This window comes from Streptomyces sp. NPDC051364 (assembly GCF_040682115.1).
GTDB lineage: Bacteria > Actinomycetota > Actinomycetes > Streptomycetales > Streptomycetaceae > Streptomyces.
The window spans coordinates 1-19,429 of sequence record NZ_JBFBAH010000058.1; the positions used below are offsets into that span (position 1 = coordinate 1).

The following is a 19,429-nucleotide window of genomic DNA, read 5'->3' on the forward strand; positions in this document are numbered from 1 at the left end:
CGTACGTCCAGTACGAGCGCTTGCGGCCGGCACGCCGAGAGCACGCACCGGACGCCGCTCCTTGACGGGCAAACGCTGCCTGACGCGGCACTAGGTGTATCGCACGGGCCGCCGTACGGTGCGGGCGCGGGCGTCAGTTCTTGTCGCACATGCCGAACAGGTCGGCGATCAGGTCGGTCGGCTGCCGGCCGCGGTTCCAGAAGTCGACGACACCGGTGCTGCCGGTGCTCGCCTGGACCAGGTTCGCGACGGTGGCGCTCCTCGTCCAGTTCAGGACGGACGAGTCCGGCGGGGTCGGCCGGACGTACTTGCCGGCGAGTCCTGCGCATGCCGCGCACACAGGACTTCCACATGGCGCAGCTCGGGCGGGGCGATGTCGCGGGCGAAATCGAGGCGGTGCTCCAGGGCGGCCGGAGGCCGTGAGCGGTGTCCGGCTGCCATCAGAGGTCCAGGCATCGACGGCTCGCCCACACCCTGCTGGGACCAGGACAGCCCTGGCGATCCGCCGGTGACGGCGAGGTGTGGCCCGCCTCCCCGATCAGCTCACGCCGTGGTGGCGGCCTCTGCATCGACCTCGGCGAAGAACTCGTCGGCAATGGCGCGGGCACGGTCGAGGTCGGTGAGCGGTTCCCCGACGATACGTCCAGCCAGTTCCCTGGCCAGTCCGAGGACATCCTCGCGAAGTTCGGCCTCGGCAAGGACTCGGTCTGCTTCAAGCTGCACCGCGGCTGCGGCGACAAGTGCCTCACGCACCCTGTGCCCCTCCACACGCACTTCAGCGAGGATCGCCACGCCTTCCTCATGGGCAGCCTGACGGATCTGCGCGGCTTCGTGCCGGGCGGCACTCAATTCAGCCTGGTACTCGGCATGAATGCGCTGCGCCTCGAGTTGGGCTTCCTCAGCGCATTCCAGCGTGCCCTCGGTGGCGCTCTCGCGCTCGGCGAGGGTCTTCTCAATTCTGGGAAGCAGGACCTTGGCCATGATGGCGAAGACTGCAGCGAAGCAGATCAGGCCGACTATGAGCTCTATCAGATTCGGTTCCAGGGGTCCCATTGTCTGATCATAAAGGCGCGCTCCTGATGTCCGCCTCGAATATCAGCGATCCTTTGGCCAGAAATAGGCTGTGCAGTACCAGCGTCCGCTCACCCCACCCGAGCGAGGAAGAGGTCGCTGAAGTGCTCCATTTCGATGCCGCCACCGTGGGCCTCCAGGACCTGGGCGGTCTCGGCGAGGACCTGCTCGCGCCGGTCAGGGGGCAGGACGCGATAGCGCGAGAGCGAGGCCAGGTATCCGAGGTAACGTCCGGTGTCGTAGTTCCGGCCCTGCCGGTACCGGACGGCACGCAGGTCGGTGAAGCGCCCGTCGCGTCGGCATTCCTCCTCGGGCCAGCCGGGCAGCCCGGCCCAGTTCCCGGGCACATCGCCGTAGGAGGACGCCGGCTCACCATGCGGCGCATGGTCGATCCCGTGTCGGCCGTCGACCTCGGCCAGGGCGGCGTGCAACCGTGCATCGCGGACCCCCTGCGGGTTCCAGAACAACGCCACGGCCCCGCCCGGCGCAAGAGCATCCCGGGCCAGATCCCAGCGCCGCTCCGGGGCCACCCAGTGCCAGGACGTGGCAGCAAGGAGCAGCCCGAAGCGGCGGCCACCGGGTTGCCACTCCTCGAAGCCACCGCTGTGAACCCGGACCCCCGGGTAGCAAGAGGTGTTGCGGCGCAGCACCTCGGCCATGCGCGGATCGGGCTCGATGCACACCAGGGACGTACCCCGCGCCGCGAACGGCACCGTGGCCTTGCCGGTCCCCGCGCCGACCTCCACCGCCTCACGCTCACCGAGAGCCGCGTACGCGAGCACGTCCGCCACCAGAGCGTCCGCATATCCCGGGCGGGCGGCATCGTAGAGTTCAGCCACCTCCCCGAACACCTGACTGCGCGCCATATCGACCTGCTCAGACGCGGTCATCCGCATCACCCGTCTCCCCGGTCGGCAAGCAACCACCCTATCGACGCTGACCGACAACGCCGGGCCTGCCGGCGGCCCTCCACCTCGGACCACGAACGTCAGGTCGCGATCCCCGACCGGCTGGACTGGTACAACTACCACCGACCCCACGGCCCGGCGTACCGCAGGAGAGGAGAGGCAACGATGGCTGAGAATGTCGTGGAGTCGGATGGCATCACGCTGTGCACCGAGTCCTTCGGCGACCCGTCGGATCCGCCCGTCCTGCTCGTCATGGGCCTGGGCGCCTCGATGCTGTGGTGGGAGGAGGGCTTTTGCCGGATGCTCGCCGAGGGCGGGCGCTTCGTGATCCGTTACGACCACCGCGACACCGGCCGGTCGGTCACCTACGAGCCCGGCCGTCCCGGATACACCGGCGCGGACCTGGTCGGTGACGCCGCCCGCGTGCTCGACGCCTACGGGATCCCTGCCGCGCACGTCGTGGGCGTCTCGGCCGGAGGGGCGCTCGCGCAGCTGCTCGCGCTGCATTACGCCGATCGTGTCCTCTCGCTCGTACTGATCAGCACGTCCTGCGCCGTGCCCGGCGACGGCGAGCTCCCTCCGCCCACCGAGGAGTTCATGCGATTCGTCTCCGATGCGCACGTCGACCGGTCGGCCGGCGACTCGGCGATCGCATACCAGGTTGCCTACGCGCGCATGCTCGCCGGCGGTCGGCGCCCGTTCGACGAGGCTGCCGCCCGCAGCCTCGTCCGTCGCGACGTCGAGCGCGCGCACGACTTCAGCGCGGCCCGCAACCACGACTCGCTTCCGGACGGCGAGCTCTCACCCGCGCCCCTGTCCTCGATCGCCGTGCCCACGCTGGTGATCCACGGGACCGCCGACCCGATGTTCCCGCTCCGGCACGGTGCGGCACTCGCGGAACAGATCCCCGACGGCAGGCTGTTGGCGCTGGAGGACACCGGCCACGGGGTCGAGCGGGCCGACTGGCCGACGATCGTCCCCGCAATCCTCGAACACACCGCCGCAGGCAATGCTCGCCAGGTGGGCCCGAGCGAGTCCTGACCGGGCTGTGGTGGGGATCCGCCGGGTGGAGTAGTGGGTGGGCGTGCCGGCCGCCGTTCCACCGTCTCGCGCCCCGATCAGCATCAGCAGTGGTCCATGTCGGACACCTTGAAGATCGTGCTCGCGGTCTGCCGGTCGATGAGGCGTGAGAGGCCGTCGTTAGCCGGCCGACGCTCTTCTGACAGCGGAACCGGAAACCCTGATGCGTTTCTGATGCCGCGGTCCGTCGGCCGGCTGAAACCGTATGGAACACATCAAAAGGCGGTGCCCGTCCGATACACCGGCGGGCGGTGTGGGCACTGTGGAGGTGGGCGGAACACCGCCCCTGCCAGGAGAACCGGGAGACATGGTCCATGGACGCTGAGAACGTGGTCGGGCTGGTCATCGCCCTCGCTCTGCTCGGCTACCTCATTGCCGCCCTGATCAAGCCCGAGAGGTTCTGACCCGAGGGACCAGCGTGTCCGGACGGGAGGCTTCACATGTCCGGGTATCGGCTCCACGACCGCATCGCCCTGATCGCGGCCCTTGTGGCCCCCTTCCTGGTGGCGCTCCTGCTCGTGCCCTTCCGTACGGATCTTTCGGCGACGAACGCCGCCCTGGTCCTGGTGGTCGCCGTCGCCGCTCTCGGCACCCGGGCGGCCGGCGCCCTCGCCGCACTGTCGGCCGCCGCCTGGTTCGACTTCTTCCTGACCCAGCCGTACGGGCGCTTCGCCATCACCGACGGGGACGACGTCCAGACGGCCGTCCTCCTGCTGGTCGTCGGCCTGATCGTCTCCCAGCTCGCGGTCCGCGCACGCCGCCTCCAGGGCGCCGTGATCACCGATGCCTCGCACCTGTCCCAGCTGGAGGGCACGGCCCGGCTCGCCGAAGCCGGGGACTCCCCCGAAGCCGTCGTCGAGCACGTGCGCCGCGAGCTCATCGGCCTGCTGAACCTGCGCGGCTGCCGCTTCGAGTACGGGTCACTCATCGGCCACCTCCCGCGCCTGGAGCACGACGGCAGCCTGTGGCTCGGCCACGGCACCGGGGAGACCGAGGCCATGTACTGGCCCGATCAGTGGCCGGAGGGCGAAACCGAGCTGCGCGCCGTCGGCGGCGGGCACTACTACGGCCGCTTCGTTCTCGATCCGGTCCCGGGTCCCCTGCCCTCGCAGCAGGCCCGCCGGGTCGCCGTGGCCCTCGCCGCACAGGCCGGATCCGCCCTGGACACGGCCGGTCTCGCGCACCGCGGCTGAGCGGCCGCCCCGCACCTCCGAGCCTCTGCCACGCCGAGCCGCCAAGGCGCCGAGCCGTTTCTGCGTCAGGGCGGCGTCAAGAGTTCCGGCCCGCCCGTATGGAGCCCGTCAAGAGGCCTTAACGCCCGCCTGAGCTCGCGGTTTGCTCCTACTCGGCCGTCTGGCCGAAATCCATTTCATCACTTCATCCAGGAGCTCACGATGGCCGATCTGGCCTTCGTCGTCACCACGGTCGCGGTCTTCGCGCTGGTGGCTCTCATCGCCCGAGGGGTGGCCAAGCTGTGACCGCCGAGAACATCGTCGGCCTGCTCGTGGCCGTCTCCCTGCTGGGCTACCTCGTCCTCGCCCTTGTGTACCCGGAGAGGTTCTGAGCACTGATATGAGCCCCGTAACCGCTGGTGTGCTGCAGCTGCTCGCGCTCGTCGCCGCGCTCGCCCTCGCATACCGACCGCTCGGCGACTACATGGCCCGCGTCTACTCCTCCGAGAAGCACCACCGCCCGGAGAAGTGGATCTACAAGGCCATCGGCGCCAACCCCTCGGCCGAGATGCGCTGGCCCGCGTACCTGCGCGGCGTCCTGGCCTTCTCCGCAGTGAGCGTCCTCTTCCTCTACGCCCTGCAGCGCTTGCAGGGCAGCCTGCCCGGCTCGCTCGGCTTCGTGTCGATCGACCCCGACCAGGCGTTCAACACCGCCGCCTCCTTCGTGGCGAACACCAACTGGCAGTCGTACTACGGCGAGCAGGCCATGGGCCACGTCGTACAGACCGGCGGCCTCGCGGTGCAGAACTTCGTCTCGGCCGCGGTCGGCATGGCCGTCGCCGTGGCCCTCGTACGGGGCTTCGCCCGCTCGCGCACCGGCGAACTCGGCAACTTCTGGTCCGACCTGGTGCGCGGCACCGTCCGGATCCTGCTGCCGATCTCGGTGATCGGTGCGCTGATCCTGGTCTCCTGCGGTGTCATCCAGAACTTCTCCGGCATCCACGAGGTCGGACAGCTCGTGGGCGGCAGCCGGCAGTGGAACGGCGGGGCCGTGGCCTCGCAGGAGGTCATCAAGGAGCTGGGCACGAACGGCGGCGGCTACTTCAACGCCAACTCTGCCCACCCCTTCGAGAACCCCACCCCGTTCTCGAACCTCTTCGAGATCTTCCTCATCCTGGTCATCCCCTTCGCGCTGACCCGTACGTTCGGCCGGATGGTCGGCAACCTGCGCCAGGGCTACGCGATCCTCGCCACGATGGCGACCATCTGGCTCGGTTTCACCGCGCTGATGATGTGGACCGAGTTCGCCCACCACGGTCCGGCGTTCGACATCGCCGGCGGGGCGATGGAGGGCAAGGAGACCCGCTTCGGCATCGGCGGCTCGTCGATCTTCGCCGTCGCGACCACGCTGACCTCGACCGGTGCGGTCAACTCCTTCCACTCCTCCTACACCGGCTTCGGCGGCGGTATCGCGATGCTGGGCATGCAGCTCGGCGAGATCGCGCCCGGCGGCGTCGGCTCCGGCCTCTACGGCATGCTGATCATGGCGATCATCGCGGTGTTCATCGCGGGCCTGATGGTCGGGCGGACCCCCGAGTACCTGGGCAAGAAGATCGGTACCCGCCAGATCAAGCTGGCCGCCTGCTACATCCTCATCACCCCGGCGCTGGTGCTCTGCTTCACCGCCGCCGCGATGGCGCTGCCCACCCCGGGCAACTCGATGGCGAACCCGGGAGCGCACGGCTTCTCGGAGATCTTGTACGCCTACACCTCCGGCGCCAACAACAACGGTTCGGCCTTCGCCGGCCTGAACGCCGACACGCAGTGGTTCAACAGCACCATCGGCATCGCGATGCTGCTCGGCCGCTTCCTGCCGATCGTCTTCGTGCTCGCACTGGCCGGCTCGCTCGCGGAGCAGCAGCCCGTGCCGGAGACCGCAGGCACTCTCCGTACGGACAAGCCGCTCTACGCGGGCCTGCTCGTCGGGACGATCATCATCATCACCGGTCTGACCTACTTCCCCGCCCTCGCGCTGGGTCCGCTCGCTGAAGGGCTCGCCTCATGAGCACCATCACCCCCACCCGTGCTCCGCACGAAGACCTGCCCACCGGACACAAGGCCCCGGCAGGGCGCGTCGGCGGCGGCCTGTTCGACCCGAAGGCCCTGCTCAAGTCCTTCCCCGACGCCGTGAAGAAGCTCCACCCGCGCATCATGATCAAGTCGCCGGTCATGTTCGTGGTCCTCGTCGGATCGGTGGCCACCACCGTGCTGGCGATCAAGGACCCGACGGACTGGTTCGGCTGGGCGATCACGGCATGGCTGTGGCTGACCACGATCTTCGCCAATCTGGCGGAGGCCGTCGCGGAGGGCCGCGGCAAGGCTCAGGCCGACACCCTGCGCAAGGCGAAGACGGACACCGTCGCCCGCCGCCTGGCCGGCCAGGACGAGGAGCGGGTACCCGGCACGGACCTGCGGATCGGCGACCTCGTGGTATGCGAGGCCGGCGACATCATCCCCGGCGACGGTGACGTCGTCGAAGGCGTCGCCTCGGTCGACGAATCGGCCATCACCGGCGAGTCCGCGCCGGTCATCCGTGAGTCGGGCGGCGACCGCTCGGCCGTCACCGGCGGTACGAAGGTGCTCTCGGACCGGATCGTCGTCAAGATCACGACGAAGCCCGGCGAGACCTTCATCGACCGGATGATCGCCCTGGTCGAAGGCGCGGCCCGGCAGAAGACGCCCAACGAGATCGCGCTCAACATCCTGCTCGCGTCCCTCACCATCGTCTTCCTGCTGGCCGTGGTCACCCTCCAGCCGTTCGCGATCTACGCGGACGCCAAGCAGTCGATGATCGTGCTGACCGCTCTGCTGGTCTGCCTGATCCCGACGACCATCGGTGCGCTGCTCTCCGCCATCGGCATCGCCGGCATGGACCGGCTCGTCCAGCGCAACGTCCTCGCGATGTCCGGGCGTGCGGTCGAGGCCGCCGGTGACGTTTCCACGCTGCTGCTCGACAAGACGGGAACCATCACGCTCGGCAACCGCCAGGCCGCCGAGTTCGTCCCGGTCAAGGGCACGACGGAAGCCGAACTGGCCGATGCCGCACAGCTGTCGTCGCTGGCCGACGAGACTCCCGAGGGCCGCTCCATCGTGGTTCTCGCGAAGGAGAAGTACGGGCTGCGTGAGCGCCACCAGGGCGAGCTCGCCCAGGCCGAGTGGATCGCGTTCACGGCCCAGACCCGCATGTCGGGTGTGGACGTGGACGGCCGCAAGTCCCGCAAGGGCGCTGCCGGTTCGGTCATCACCTGGGTCAGGGAGCAGGGCGGCCAGGTCGCGGCCGACGCGGACCTCCTCGCCAACCGGATCTCCGAGGCCGGCGGCACGCCGCTCCTCGTGGCCGTCGAGGACGAGAAGAGCGCCCGGATCCTGGGCGTCATCCACCTCAAGGACGTCGTCAAGGAGGGCATGCGCGAGCGGTTCGACGAACTGCGCCGCATGGGCATCAAGACGATCATGATCACGGGTGACAACCCGCTCACCGCGAAGGCCATCGCCGAAGAGGCGGGCGTGGACGACTTCCTCGCGGAGGCCACCCCCGAGGACAAGATGGCCCTCATCAAGCGGGAGCAGGCGGGCGGCAAGCTCGTCGCGATGACCGGTGACGGTACGAACGACGCCCCGGCCCTCGCGCAGGCCGATGTCGGCGTGGCGATGAACACCGGTACCTCGGCCGCCAAGGAGGCCGGGAACATGGTGGACCTGGACTCCAACCCCACCAAGCTCATCGAGATCGTCGAGATCGGCAAGCAACTCCTCATCACCCGGGGCGCGCTCACCACGTTCTCCATCGCCAACGACGTCGCGAAGTACTTCGCGATCATCCCGGCCATGTTCGCCGTGGTCTACCCGGGCCTCGACAAGCTCAACATCATGGGCCTGCACTCACCGAACTCGGCGATCCTCTCCGCGGTCATCTTCAACGCACTGATCATCATCGCGCTCGTTCCGCTCGCCCTGAAGGGCGTGCAGTACAAGCCCACCAGCGCCGACAAGATGCTCCGCCGCAATCTGGGGATCTACGGACTCGGTGGCCTCGTCGCCCCGTTCATCGGCATCAAGATCATCGACATGCTCATCACCCTCATTCCCGGGCTCGCCTGAATTAGGAACGTGCTGATACCGCCATGAACAACTCCGTAGGCAACACCGCTCGCCTGCTCGGCGCCGGACTGCGTGCTCTCCTCGTCCTGACCGTCATCTGCGGCGTCATCTATCCGCTCGCGGTCACCGGCATCGCACAGGTCGCGTTCAGCGACAAGGCCAACGGTTCCGAGATCAAGGACAAGAGCGGGCAGGTCGTCGGATCGTCCCTCATCGGCCAGACCTACAACCTGCCCAAGCAAAACCCGGACGACCCGGAGGAAGCCGCCAAGCCGGACCTGAAGTGGTTCCAGCCGCGCCCCTCCAACGGCCTCGGATCCAACAGCGTCAACCAGCAGTACTCCCTGATCCTGTCCGGCGCCACCAACAAAGCCGGCGACAACCAGGACCTGGTCAAGCTGGTCACCGACGCCAAGGACGCCGTGATCGCGGACAACTCCACGGCGACGTACAAGGTCCGGCCCGCGGACGTGCCGGCCGACGCCGTCACCTCCTCCGGCTCCGGCCTCGACCCGAACATCTCCCCCGAGTACGCGAAGATCCAGGTCCACCGGGTCGCTGAGCAGAACAACGTCGACGTCGGGCAGGTCGAGAAGCTGGTGAAGGACAACACCACCGGCCGCGCCCTCGGCTTCATGGGCGAGCCCCGCGTCAACGTCCTGGAGCTGAACACCGCGCTCAAGGCCCTGACCAAGAGCTGACGGCCGTCCTGGTCCCCCGGACGGGAATCCGGTGGAGCGCGGAAGCTCCGCGCCCCACCGGTTCCTTGTCCGGCCGCAACGAAGAAAGGCTGTACACCCCATGACCCGGGTGCTCGTGGTGGAGGACGATCCCCAGCTCGTTCGTGCGCTGAAGATCAATCTTCAGGCGCGCAAGTTCGACGTGGCGGAGGCCGGTGACGGCCGATCGGCCATCCGGCTCGCCGCCGACCGCAGACCGGACGTCATCCTCCTGGACCTCGGCCTGCCGGACATGGACGGCGTGGAGGTGATCAGGAGCGTACGCGGCTGGAGCCGGGCGCCGATCCTGGTGCTGTCCGCGCGCCACACCTCCGAGGAGAAGATCCGCGCGCTGGACGCCGGCGCCGACGACTACGTGACCAAGCCGTTCAGCATGGACGAGCTGCTGGCCCGCCTGCGGGCCGCCACCCGGCGGCAGGAGGACCCCGCCTCCCCCGCCGACCCGTCCGGGATCACGACCGACGGGTTCACCGTCGATCTCGCGGCCCGGAAGGTGGTGCGCGGCGAGCGCACGGTCCGGCTGACCCCGACCGAATGGCATCTGCTGGAGCTGCTGATCGCCCATCCCGGTCATCTCGTCTCCCAGCGCAAGCTGCTGCTGGAGGTGTGGGGGCCGACGTACGCCGAGCACACCAACTACCTTCGCGTGTACATGGCCCAGCTGCGGCGCAAGCTGGAAGCGGACCCCTCCCACCCCCGGTACCTGATCACCGAACCGGGCATGGGCTACCGCTTCGAACCCTGACGGCCAGTCGGACGGACACAGCACATCGAGTGGAACGAGAAGTCGGCACCAGATGAGACGCGGAAAGCTCCGGATCTACCTCGGCTCGGCACCCGGCGTCGGCAAGACGTACGCCATGCTGTCCGAGGCACACCGCAGGATCGAGCGCGGCTCCGACTGCGTCGTCGGCTTCGTCGAGCACCACAACCGGCCGCGTACGGAGGTGATGCTGCACGGCCTCGAGATGACTCCGCGACGGGAGATCGCCTACCGCGGCAGCACCTTCACGGAGATGGACGTGGACGCCCTGCTGGCGCGCCGGCCCGCGGTCGCCTTCGTGGACGAGCTCGCGCACACCAATGTCCCCGGCTCGCGCAACGCGAAGCGCTGGCAGGACGTCGAGGAGCTGCTGCAAGCGGGCATCGACGTCGTGACCACGGTCAACATCCAGCACCTGGAGTCGCTGGGCGACGTGGTGGAGTCGATCACCGGTGTCCGGCAGCGGGAGACCGTTCCCGACGAGGTCGTCCGGCGCGCGGACCAGATCGAGCTCGTCGACCTGTCCCCGCAGGCGCTGCGCCGGCGGATGGCCCACGGCAACATCTACAAGCCCGACCGTGTCGACGCGGCCCTGTCCAACTACTTCCGGCCGGGAAACCTCACCGCGCTGCGCGAGTTGGCGCTGCTGTGGGTAGCCGACCGGGTGGACGAGTACCTCCAGGAGTACCGGGGCGAGCACAACATCCGCTCCACCTGGCAGGCCCGTGAGCGCATCGTCGTCGGCCTCACCGGCGGGCCGGAGGGGCGCACGCTCATCCGGCGCGCCGCCCGGCTCGCGGGGAAGGGCGCGGGCGGCGAGGTCCTCGCCGTGTACATCGCGGCCGGCGACGGCCTCTCCTCGGCCTCCCCCAAGGAACTGGCCGCCCAGCGCACCCTGGTCGAGGACCTCGGCGGTTAGACGCGTCCCGATCTGCTCGGCCGCGGCTTCCATCGTCCGGAGCCGCGCGCGCAGCGCCTCGTACTCCCCCCGGGGGCCCGGCGGACCTCCCGTCATGCTCCGACAAGACACCTCCCCGGCCCGGCAGCCGAAGAAGCCATTGCACCAGCCCGAACCGTCACCCGCACGTGCGCCGCGCGCCTGCCGGGCGCGCGGATCGCCGCAGACCGGTCTCCGAGGGTGCGGTGAGCTGTCGGGCGGGCTCCCGCAGGAGGGCCACCCCGACGGGCCCGGTGCGGGCGCCGGTGGGGCGTAGCCGCGGCGCTTCGCCCCACCGGGGGGTCAGGAGGTGGTCAGGAGTGCCTCCAGGGCCAGGGCCGTTGTCGGGTGGTGGGTGGTCAGGGTTGCGCCTGAGGGGGTGGGGGTCGGCGGGGTCCAGGGGGCGTCGCAGCCCAACAGGGCCGCCAGGGCGTTGCACGGCTCGGGGTGGGTGGTGAGCAGTGCGGCGGACCTCGCGCGGGTCGGCGGCGGGGGTGCCTGCGGGGAGTCCTGCCACGGCGGGACCCAGGTGTCCAGTGCCGCGAGCCGGCCGGGGAAGATCCGGCCGGCCTCGCGGATCAGCAGCGGGGCCAGCTCCGCGCCACCGGAGCGCAGGGAGGTGATCAGGGTCGGCAGCCACGGCAGCAGCACCGGATCCGGCAGCCGTGCGAACGCGTTCGACACCGCCTCCACCACGAAGTCGGCCAGCTGCGGCACCGGCTCCAGCGCCTGCAGGAATCCGCTCAGGTAGCGCGGATAGGCGGGCACCACCAGGGGGTTGCCCAGCAGGACGTCGCACCGCGCCCGCAGCTCCGTACGGGAGAGCTGCCCGAGGTGCACCTGCGCCGCCCACAGCAGCGACACCTTCGACGGCTCCTGCGGATGCGACTGCGCGAAGGCCAGGTCCAGCTGGGTCCGGTCGCAGCCCAGCGACAGCGCCAGGCTCTCCATGCTGAACAGGAAGCCCAGCATCGCTGCGACCTGGCGGACCGTCGCGTCCTCGTCGGTGAAAGCTGTCGGCAGCAGGGTGCAGTAGTGCGCGTAGCCGGTCTTGACGAACGACTCGATCCACGCCGGCAGCACCGGTTCGCTGGTCCGGTAGTAGCCCAGCAGCCTCCGCACCCGCCGCAGCACCTCCGGCGCGCCGTCGACGCTGCGCTCGGTCGCCAGGACCTCCAGCGCGCGCGTGCCCAGTTCGTCGGCGAGGCGGCGGCTGCGCAGATACAGCGTCGCGTCCTCGACGGCCTGCAGGACCGTCGCCGTGGTCGCCTGCGGCCCGTACGCGGTACGCCGGAGTCGCTGCTCCAGGACCTGCTCGATGCTGACGCCCTCGTAGCCGAGCTCGATGAGCGCCCGCTGGTGGGTGCCGAGGGCGAGGTCCCACGACTCCTGGATCGGCCGTTCGCCGAGCCGCCGCTCGCCCATGATCGGCCGTGCCGAGCCCTGCGGCATCAGGTGGCGCAGCATCCACAGGACGTCGGAGCACTTCTCCAGTTCGGGACGGGAGGCCATGTCCAGCAAGGCCCGCTGCACACCGCGCTGCTGGAGCGCCAGGCCCAGCGGTGCGAGCCGGTCGTGCACGTCGCGCGCGAGCGGCGGCAGCGCCTCGTAGCCGACCTGGCCGATCCGGTCGCCGCCCATCATGATCTCGACGAGGCGGCGTACGTCGCGCCGGCCCGGCACCCTGTCCTTCTCGATGCAGGTGATCGCCGCGTCCTGGAAGTCGTACGGGGTGGGCTTGGCCCGGTCGCGCATCCCGGCCAGCAGGATCGATGTCTCGAACACCGCGATGGCGTCGGCGGTCGAGGCGAGGTAGCCGTTGCGGCGCGCGGCGCGCACGATCTCCACCGACCAGCCGAGCAGTTCGGCCTCGTCCAGCCGGTCGAGTACGGGCGGGCGCTGCAGGAATCCGGAGAGCATGTCGGCGGCCGTGTCGGAAGCCGAATCCTGCGCCACCGGGGCGGGGGTCGTCTTCCGCGGCTTCGCCGCCTTCTTCGCACCCGCCTGCCCCGCGAGCCGGAACGGCTGCAACCGCGTCCGCTTGAGGTTCTTCGCCCACTGGGTCGCGGCGATCGACACGGAGCCGGCGGCGAGGCCGAACTGCGCCTCGATCGCGGCATGGCTGGACGGGATGAGTCCGTACTGCCACGTGCTCGCACTGGGCAGGCTGATCTCGAAGGTGTCCGTGCCTTCGACGCCGAACTCGGCGACGCGGCTGGCCGCGTGGAACGCCCCGCAGACGTAGAGGCAGTCCGCGGGATCGGTGCCCGTCGCAGCGAGGTGTGCGCGCATCCTGGTCCACATGTAGCGCTCGCGGTCCTCGTCCACGCGGACCCGCCCCGGGTCCCCGGGCGCGAGGCGCCGGAACAGGCTGCCGATCAGCAGCATGACCTGCCGGTACGTGTCGTGGTCGCTGTCGCCGAGGGGCAGTTCGACGTACTGGTGCCACCACTCGGACCAGTGCCGCACGCGGCCGTGGTGCAGCAGGTGCTCCTCCAGCTCGGCGAAGCGCGGACGCAGGTCGCCGATCTCCACGCCGACGGCATCGCCGTGCAGCGCGGCCTCCTCGTCGGCCGGCGGCGCGTCAGGATCGGCCGGCTCGGCCGCGGACTGCGCCCCGGCCGCCTGCCACTGGAACACGTGGTCCGAGGAGCGGTCGACGAGGACCAGCTCGACGCCCGGCGTGTCCAGTGCATACGCGATCGCCTGGTACTCGGCCGACGCCTCGGTGATCGGTGCGACGACCGACAGCGGCGCCCATTCGGCGGGGAAGCCGTCGACCTCGCTCGCGAACGCCTGCACCGCCACCGGGAGCCGGCAGTTGCGCAGCTCGGTCAGGAGCGGCGCCATGTCCTCGCACAGCTCCAGGTAGACGACTTTCGGCTGCTTCTCCCGCAGCCGCCGCGCCATCGCGACGGCCGAGGCGGGCGAGTGGTGACAGACGGGGAAGACCTCCAGCGGTTCGCGTACCGCGCGGTCGACGTCGTCGACGATGCCGAGGAGGATGCCCTCCAGCGCGTCTGGGCCGTCGGCGAAGGCCGTGGCGGCCTCCTGCAGCTGGGTGCGCAGCGCGTCGAAGGTCGTCCCCTCCTGAACGGGACTCATGACAGGGTGGCGATCGCGTTGCGGCCGCCCTCCAGGAACTCCGGCCAGGAGCCGCCCTCTTCCTTGCTGCGCGGCTCGACGACGCCGTGCAGGTACTTGTTGAGGATGGCCAGGTCCTCCGGCTCGCGCCGCGCCAGCGAGCCGACGAGGGAGGAGGCCAGCGTGTGGGCGGTCAGGGTGCGCTCACCGAAGAAGTTGCTGTGCAGGATCGCGTCCTCGAGGACGCCGATCTGCTCGGCGGTCGACAGCGCCGACTCCAGCTTCTCGTCGTCGCTGCCCGCGGCGGCTGCCGAGGCACGCAGATCGGTGAAGCTCTGCAACAGCACGTCGAGCAGGGTCGGGGGCACGTCCAGCTCGATCTGGTGGCGGCGCAGCAGTTCCTCGGTACGGAAGCGGACGATCTCCTCCTCGCTCTTCTTGTTCGTCACCACGGGGATGCGGACGAAGTTGAAGCGGCGCTTCAGCGCGGAGGACAGGTCGTTGACGCCGCGGTCACGGCTGTTGGCCGTGGCGATGATGGAGAAGCCGGGCTTGGCGAAGACGATGTTCTCGCTGTCCAGTTCGGGGACCGAGATGTACTTCTCCGACAGGATCGAGATCAGCGCGTCCTGGACGTCGCTGGTGGAGCGGGTGAGCTCCTCGAAGCGCCCGATCGCGCCGGACTCCATGGCCGTCATGATCGGCGAAGGGATCATCGACTCCCGCGACTGGCCCTTGGCGATCACCATGGACACGTTCCAGGAGTACTTGATGTGGTCCTCGGTGGTGCCGGCCGTACCCTGCACCACCAGCGTCGAGTTGCGGCAGATCGCGGCGGACAGCAGCTCTGCCAGCCAGCTCTTGCCGGTGCCGGGGTCGCCGATCAGCAGCAGGCCGCGGTCGGAGGCCAGGGTGACGATGGAACGCTCGACGAAACTGCGGTCGCCGTACCACTTCTGGGAGATCTCCCGGTCGAGGCCGTCGGAGCACTCGGATCCCAGGATGAACAGGCGGACCATCTTCGGGGAGAGGCGCCAGGAGAAGGGCTTCGGGCCGTCGTCGACGGACTCGAGCCAGGCCAGCTCCTCGGCGTACTTGATCTCGGCAGGGGCACGCAACAGGTCGGACATATCAGGGCCTTTCTCAGCGCATAAAGGGGGTATTAAGCGAGGAACGTCTTGAGTTCATGGACGAGCTTGCGGATGTGGCCGGAGAGCACCGGCGTGCCGAGGTCCTTGAAGCGCTCCCGGAACCACGGGTTGACGCTGCCGCGGCCGGAGCTGGTCACCGAACCGACAGGGATGAACTTGGCGCCCGAGCGGTGGATGGCGGCCATGCTCTCGAACAGCGGCTCGGTCCGCCATTCGTAGAAGTCCGAGATCCACACCACGACGGTGTTGCGGGGCTCGGCGATCTTCGGCTGGGCCAGCGCCATCGCGACGGTGCCGTCGGTGCCGCCGCCGAGGTTGGTGCGCAGCAGGGTCTCGAAGGGGTCGTGCACCCAGGGCGTGAGGTCGAGCGCCTGGGTGTCGTACGCGATCAGGTGGACGTCCACCTTCGGGAGTCCCGCGAAGATCGAGGCCAGGATGGTGCAGTTGACCATCGAGTCCACCATCGAGCCGGACTGGTCGACGACCACGATCAGCCGCTGCGGCGTGGTCTTGCGCGCGGTGTGCCGGTAGTAGAGGCGGTCGACGTACAACCGCTCCTCCTCCGGGCTCCAGTTGGTGAGGTTCTTCCAGATCGTCCGGTCGAGGTCCAGGTTGCGGAACACCCGCTTGGGCGGCACCGACCGGTCCAGGGCGCCGACCGTGGACTTCTCCACCTGGGTGCGCAGCACCTCGGCGACCTCGTCGACGAAGCGGCGGATCAAGGCCTTCGCGTTGGCCAGGGCCACGCCGGACAGGTTGTTCTTGTCGCGCAGCAGCTGCTCGATCAGGGACATGCTCGGGGTCAGCTGTGCGGCGAGCTTGGGGTCGGCGAGCACCTCGCGCAGGTGCATCCGCTTGACCAGGTCGGCCTCGATGGCGCCGAGTTCCGGGCCGATCGCCGGGATCAGCCGGCTGAGGTCGGGGGTCGCACCGCCGCCGCCGGAGCCGGTCGAGCCGGCGCCGGCTCCTGCGGCCCGGCCGCCGCGCAGCTGTCCCGGCTTGCAGCCGAAGGAGCGCTCCAGCCATGCCGCGTCGGACTGCCAGCGCGACAGCTGCCCGGCGGTGACGGTGCCGGAGGCGGAGGCGAAGACGTTGAGCAGCACTTTCGACACCAGCGCAGCGCGCCGTACTTCGGCGGCGCGGTCACGTCCGTCGTCACCGGCACCCTCGGACGCGGTCTCGGTCTCGGTCTCGGTCTCGGTCTCGGTCTCGGTCTCGGTCTCGGGCGGCACCATGAGGCCCTCGAACTCGGCGGCCAGCTCCGGGTGGCGCTGCACGATCGAATCCACGGACACCTGCGGGTCCAGCAGGGAGGCCGGCAGGCCGATGTCCTCGACCACGGCCAGGCTCGCCGACTCCAGCGTCGCCTGCTCCTCCTGGTCGAACAGCCGGGCGAGGAGCCGCCAGTACAGGACCTGCCGGCGGTTGTCTTCGGGGGCGGGGAGCGCCTCGGTTTCCTGTCCGGTCATTTCCGCAGCAGCCTTCCCGCTCGCTCGCGCAACACCGCCGCGGCGTCGGTGGCGGCCTTCTCGGCCTTCACACCGGCCTTGTCGGCCGTGCCGCCCGCCCACGCCCCGGCATGCACCGCGACCGCCTTCTTCCGTACGGTGGTTTCGACGGCGAGCGGCTGGACGGTGAACGTCCCGGCGTCCCAGCGGAGCAGGCCGATGCACGCGCTCGACGCCGCAACGGCTTCCGGGGTGAGGGGTCCGGCGGTCGGTATCCGGTCCGCGTCGACGGCGAGGCCGCCGCCTGCGGTGGTCCACGTCAGTGCGCCGTCGTCCTCCTCCCGGGTGGCGTAACCCTCCAGGAAGACGGGTATGGCGATCCGCGCCGGGTGCCGGTCCAGCGGTGCCGTCGCCGCAGCGGCCGCAGCGGGCAGGGCCACGCGGGCGGTGGCGAAGGCGTCGGCGGGCTCGCCCGGGCGCGCGTACGCCTCGCTCCAGATCAGGTCGCCCTCGGCGGTGATCGGCATGTCGGCGAGGTCCATCGAGCGGCCTTCGCCGGCGGCTGCCAGCAGCGACATGTGCGGGCGGAGCAGCTGCCAGAGGCCGGCCTCGACGACCGTGTCGGGCTTCGGCACCGCGACACCGGCCCGCACCAGGCGGGGTGCGGAGCCGTCCGCGGGCTCGAACACCGCATGGACCTGGGCCTGTACGGCGGTCGCGTGCTCGTGCAGGTCGATCCCGAGAGGCAGGAGCCGGCCGGTGGCCGTGCCGGTGGCGGGTACACCGGCCGCGCCGGGCAGCGTCAGCAGCACGGCGCGCGACCACAGGTCGGCCCAGCGGCGAGCGGGGATACGGTCCAGGGACACGCCCGGGCAGGAGGCGGCGAGTTCGGCGGCGAACCCGTCAAGGAGCGTCGCCAGACGGCGCAGCTCCGGGTCGGGAAGCATCGCGGAGACTACGGGCGCCGACGCGGAGACCAGGTCGTGGTCGATGCCCTGCCAGCCGGCGCGGGCGAGATCGGAGAGCCAGGAGCGGGCGGCGGCGAGCAGGTTCGGCGCCTGCTGCCCGCCGGACGCCGGGGCGGTCTCCTCGCGGTGCGCTCGGCCGGTCACCTCGTCGCCGCGGGTCGTCAGCGCGTCGTGAACGGAGCCGAGCAGCGCGGTGCGGGCGGCGGCGAGGGCCACGAAGTGGTCTTCGCCGGCGGCTCCGGCCGCTGCCTTCTCGGCCGCTTCGGCGACCCTGGCGGCCAGCGGTGTCCCCGCGACGGCCTGGGCGAGCTCGGTCAGGCCGGCGGCCTGGGCGGGACGGGGACGAAGCAGACCGGCGACGAGAGCCCCGTCGAAGGCGTCGACGGCCGCGAGGGCCTCGTCGAGCCCGGCGATGGTTTCGGCGAGCAGGCCGGTACGCTCCCCCATGCTCTGACCGAGCTCGCGCGGGGGCACCCCCACCGCCACCGCCCTGGTCGGCGGGAACCACTGCATCTCCGGCAACGGTGCGGTGGTCGGGGCGAGTTCCAGGTAGGCCAGGTGGCGCAGGAACCGGCTGAAGACGGGCGCGGCGGCCTGGTTGTCCCCCTGCGGAGGACGGGTGCTGCTCATGTCGGCGGCGATGCCCGGTGCCGTCGGCTCACCGTCCGCGGCCTCGACCCGCAGGTAGCGGGCGACGCGTGGGGCGCCGTACTGGAGCACGGCCTCGGTGATCAGGGCCTTGATGTGGTTGCAGAACGAGCCCCGCGCGCCGCCGCAGGGCCGGTTGTTGTTGGTGCTGCAGGCGAACGCATAGGTACCGGCCGCGACCGACGAGACGTAGACGCGCTCTATGTCCGAACCGCTGGACACCACGCCCTGCAAGCGCCCGTCGGCCAGCTCGACGAACGGGACCTTGGCGAGCTTGCGCGGCCGCGCGGGTGGTACCACCCGGGCCGTGCTCGACCTCTCCCAGTCTGACAACGCACCCATCTCCTATGCAGCAAGGGGAGTTCCGCGCCGATCGGCGGGACACTGCTGAACATAGGCGGGAGCACTGACAATGCCCCGGTCACGGGCTCAGGCGTCTGCGACCTGGGCCACCCAGCCGTACGGGAGTTCCGCGCCGTCGAGCGTCACCGCTTCGACGGTCCGGGTCTCCGGGTCGATGTCGGCCTGTACGCCCTCGCCCGCGTACCGCGGATAGCCGGAGGCGCCGAATTCACCGGTTGCCTCGACCAGCGCGGTGCGCAGCACACCACGGCGCGGGGAGCCCCCGGGCTCGGTGAGCCCCGGGCGCAGGACGACGGTGTACCGGTCGGGGGCGGAGGCGGGGCCGGGCGCGGCGGAGGAGTTCATGCGGCCCAGGCTAGCCACCCACCGGGCGGCCGGCCGGTATCCCGGGGCGCCGGAGTTGCGCGGCCCGGCGGGAGCGCCGAGGGTGATGCCGTGTGGGTGTTACCGATACGGGCCGGCGCCGAACACCGGCCTCCGGGGCAGCACCCCGTCCCAGAGGAGCGAACATGGCTGAACCGGCCGGCGGGCCTTCGTGCGAGTACAAGACCGAGCACTTCAAGGCCACGGAATACCGGACGAGCGACGGCAGACGCACGGTCAGGGTGAAGGGTGTGGCGGCCTGCCCCTCTTCCGGCTTCCGGCTCGCGCTGGAGCTCGCCAGCCCGCCGATCGTGCCGACGCCAGAGGTACTCCACCTCAACCTGGTGGAGGAGGACCCCACGGGCACGGTCCTCCCGGTCGTCACCGACACCGAAGTCGCCGGCGAGTTCCCCATCGGGGACGAGGTCGAGTGGGTGCTGCTCCGGAACCTCGGCATCAACATCCCGGTCACCAGCGGCTAAGCGGCCTCGGGGAAGTGGGGTGCGTTTTCGCGTCGTCCGGTGCGGTGCATCGCAAGGCGGAGCGGCACGCTTGTACTGGACGTACCAGGG

General features: G+C 70.2%; 17 protein-coding genes and 2 pseudogenes. 10 read left to right on the forward strand and 9 right to left on the reverse strand.

Features of this window, described 5'->3' with window-relative positions; translation table 11 throughout:
• Nucleotides 1-133: 133 nt before the first annotated feature.
• From AB0M76_RS42070 to AB0M76_RS42080, 3 genes are all read right to left on the reverse strand, one after another.
• Entirely contained in the window at nucleotides 134-340 is a 207-nt protein-coding gene (locus AB0M76_RS42070) for a hypothetical protein (RefSeq protein ID WP_365958058.1), read from the reverse strand.
• A gap of 203 nt (nucleotides 341-543) precedes the next feature.
• Nucleotides 544-1,053 (reverse strand): hypothetical protein, encoded by a 510-nt coding sequence (locus tag AB0M76_RS42075; RefSeq protein WP_365958059.1) that lies wholly within the window; start codon nucleotides 1,051-1,053, stop codon nucleotides 544-546.
• Nucleotides 1,054-1,142: 89 nt separating this feature from the next.
• Nucleotides 1,143-1,910: a class I SAM-dependent methyltransferase gene (locus AB0M76_RS42080; protein WP_365958060.1), complete on the reverse strand. Its 768-nt coding sequence runs from the start codon at nucleotides 1,908-1,910 to the stop codon at nucleotides 1,143-1,145.
• Nucleotides 1,911-2,144: 234 nt separating this feature from the next.
• Between AB0M76_RS42080 and AB0M76_RS42085 the strand changes: the two genes are divergently transcribed.
• The 9 genes and pseudogenes from AB0M76_RS42085 to AB0M76_RS42125 form a co-directional block, all read left to right on the forward strand.
• Nucleotides 2,145-3,020, forward strand: a complete 876-nt coding sequence (locus AB0M76_RS42085) for an alpha/beta fold hydrolase (RefSeq protein WP_365958061.1) — start codon at nucleotides 2,145-2,147, stop codon at nucleotides 3,018-3,020.
• Between the two features lie 353 nt (nucleotides 3,021-3,373).
• Entirely contained in the window at nucleotides 3,374-3,463 is a 90-nt protein-coding gene (gene kdpF, locus AB0M76_RS42090; protein WP_365958062.1) for a K(+)-transporting ATPase subunit F, read from the forward strand.
• A gap of 36 nt (nucleotides 3,464-3,499) precedes the next feature.
• Entirely contained in the window at nucleotides 3,500-4,252 is a 753-nt protein-coding gene (locus tag AB0M76_RS42095) for a DUF4118 domain-containing protein (RefSeq protein ID WP_365958063.1), read from the forward strand.
• Between the two features lie 281 nt (nucleotides 4,253-4,533).
• A complete protein-coding gene (kdpF, locus tag AB0M76_RS42100; RefSeq protein ID WP_037836701.1) occupies nucleotides 4,534-4,623 on the forward strand; it encodes a K(+)-transporting ATPase subunit F in 90 nt (29 codons plus the stop codon).
• Nucleotides 4,624-4,631: 8 nt separating this feature from the next.
• A complete protein-coding gene (kdpA, locus tag AB0M76_RS42105; RefSeq protein WP_365958064.1) occupies nucleotides 4,632-6,296 on the forward strand; it encodes a potassium-transporting ATPase subunit KdpA in 1,665 nt (554 codons plus the stop codon).
• Complete coding sequence (kdpB, locus tag AB0M76_RS42110) at nucleotides 6,293-8,392, forward strand: potassium-transporting ATPase subunit KdpB (RefSeq protein ID WP_365958065.1); 2,100 nt, start codon at nucleotides 6,293-6,295, stop codon at nucleotides 8,390-8,392. Before kdpA ends, kdpB begins: the two co-directional genes overlap by 4 nt.
• A gap of 23 nt (nucleotides 8,393-8,415) precedes the next feature.
• The gene (locus tag AB0M76_RS42115; RefSeq protein WP_365958066.1) at nucleotides 8,416-9,093 is read left to right on the forward strand and encodes a potassium-transporting ATPase subunit C; all 678 of its coding nucleotides are present in this window, start codon (nucleotides 8,416-8,418) and stop codon (nucleotides 9,091-9,093) included.
• Nucleotides 9,094-9,193: 100 nt separating this feature from the next.
• Nucleotides 9,194-9,877, forward strand: coding sequence for a response regulator (locus tag AB0M76_RS42120; protein ID WP_365958067.1), 684 nt, complete (start codon nucleotides 9,194-9,196; stop codon nucleotides 9,875-9,877).
• Nucleotides 9,878-9,929: 52 nt separating this feature from the next.
• Nucleotides 9,930-10,910: pseudogene (locus AB0M76_RS42125) on the forward strand (hypothetical protein); the annotation flags it as partial.
• Nucleotides 10,911-11,135: 225 nt separating this feature from the next.
• Here AB0M76_RS42125 and AB0M76_RS42130 read toward each other — a convergent pair.
• The 6 genes and pseudogenes from AB0M76_RS42130 to AB0M76_RS42155 form a co-directional block, all read right to left on the reverse strand.
• Complete coding sequence (locus AB0M76_RS42130; RefSeq protein ID WP_365958068.1) at nucleotides 11,136-13,937, reverse strand: hypothetical protein; 2,802 nt, start codon at nucleotides 13,935-13,937, stop codon at nucleotides 11,136-11,138.
• Entirely contained in the window at nucleotides 13,934-15,046 is a 1,113-nt protein-coding gene (locus AB0M76_RS42135; RefSeq protein WP_365958069.1) for an AAA family ATPase, read from the reverse strand. The genes AB0M76_RS42130 and AB0M76_RS42135 overlap by 4 nt, the downstream gene beginning before the upstream one ends.
• Before the next feature lie 32 nt (nucleotides 15,047-15,078).
• Nucleotides 15,079-16,536, reverse strand: coding sequence for a VWA domain-containing protein (locus AB0M76_RS42140; RefSeq protein ID WP_365958070.1), 1,458 nt, complete (start codon nucleotides 16,534-16,536; stop codon nucleotides 15,079-15,081).
• Complete coding sequence (locus AB0M76_RS42145; RefSeq protein WP_365958073.1) at nucleotides 16,533-17,930, reverse strand: hypothetical protein; 1,398 nt, start codon at nucleotides 17,928-17,930, stop codon at nucleotides 16,533-16,535. Before AB0M76_RS42145 ends, AB0M76_RS42140 begins: the two co-directional genes overlap by 4 nt.
• Before the next feature lie 33 nt (nucleotides 17,931-17,963).
• Nucleotides 17,964-18,473: pseudogene (locus AB0M76_RS42150) on the reverse strand (hypothetical protein); the annotation flags it as partial.
• An 87-nt stretch (nucleotides 18,474-18,560) separates the two neighbouring features.
• Complete coding sequence (locus AB0M76_RS42155) at nucleotides 18,561-18,839, reverse strand: hypothetical protein (protein WP_365958071.1); 279 nt, start codon at nucleotides 18,837-18,839, stop codon at nucleotides 18,561-18,563.
• A 164-nt stretch (nucleotides 18,840-19,003) separates the two neighbouring features.
• Between AB0M76_RS42155 and AB0M76_RS42160 the strand changes: the two genes are divergently transcribed.
• The gene (locus AB0M76_RS42160; protein WP_365958072.1) at nucleotides 19,004-19,339 is read left to right on the forward strand and encodes a hypothetical protein; all 336 of its coding nucleotides are present in this window, start codon (nucleotides 19,004-19,006) and stop codon (nucleotides 19,337-19,339) included.
• Nucleotides 19,340-19,429 lie beyond the last annotated feature (90 nt).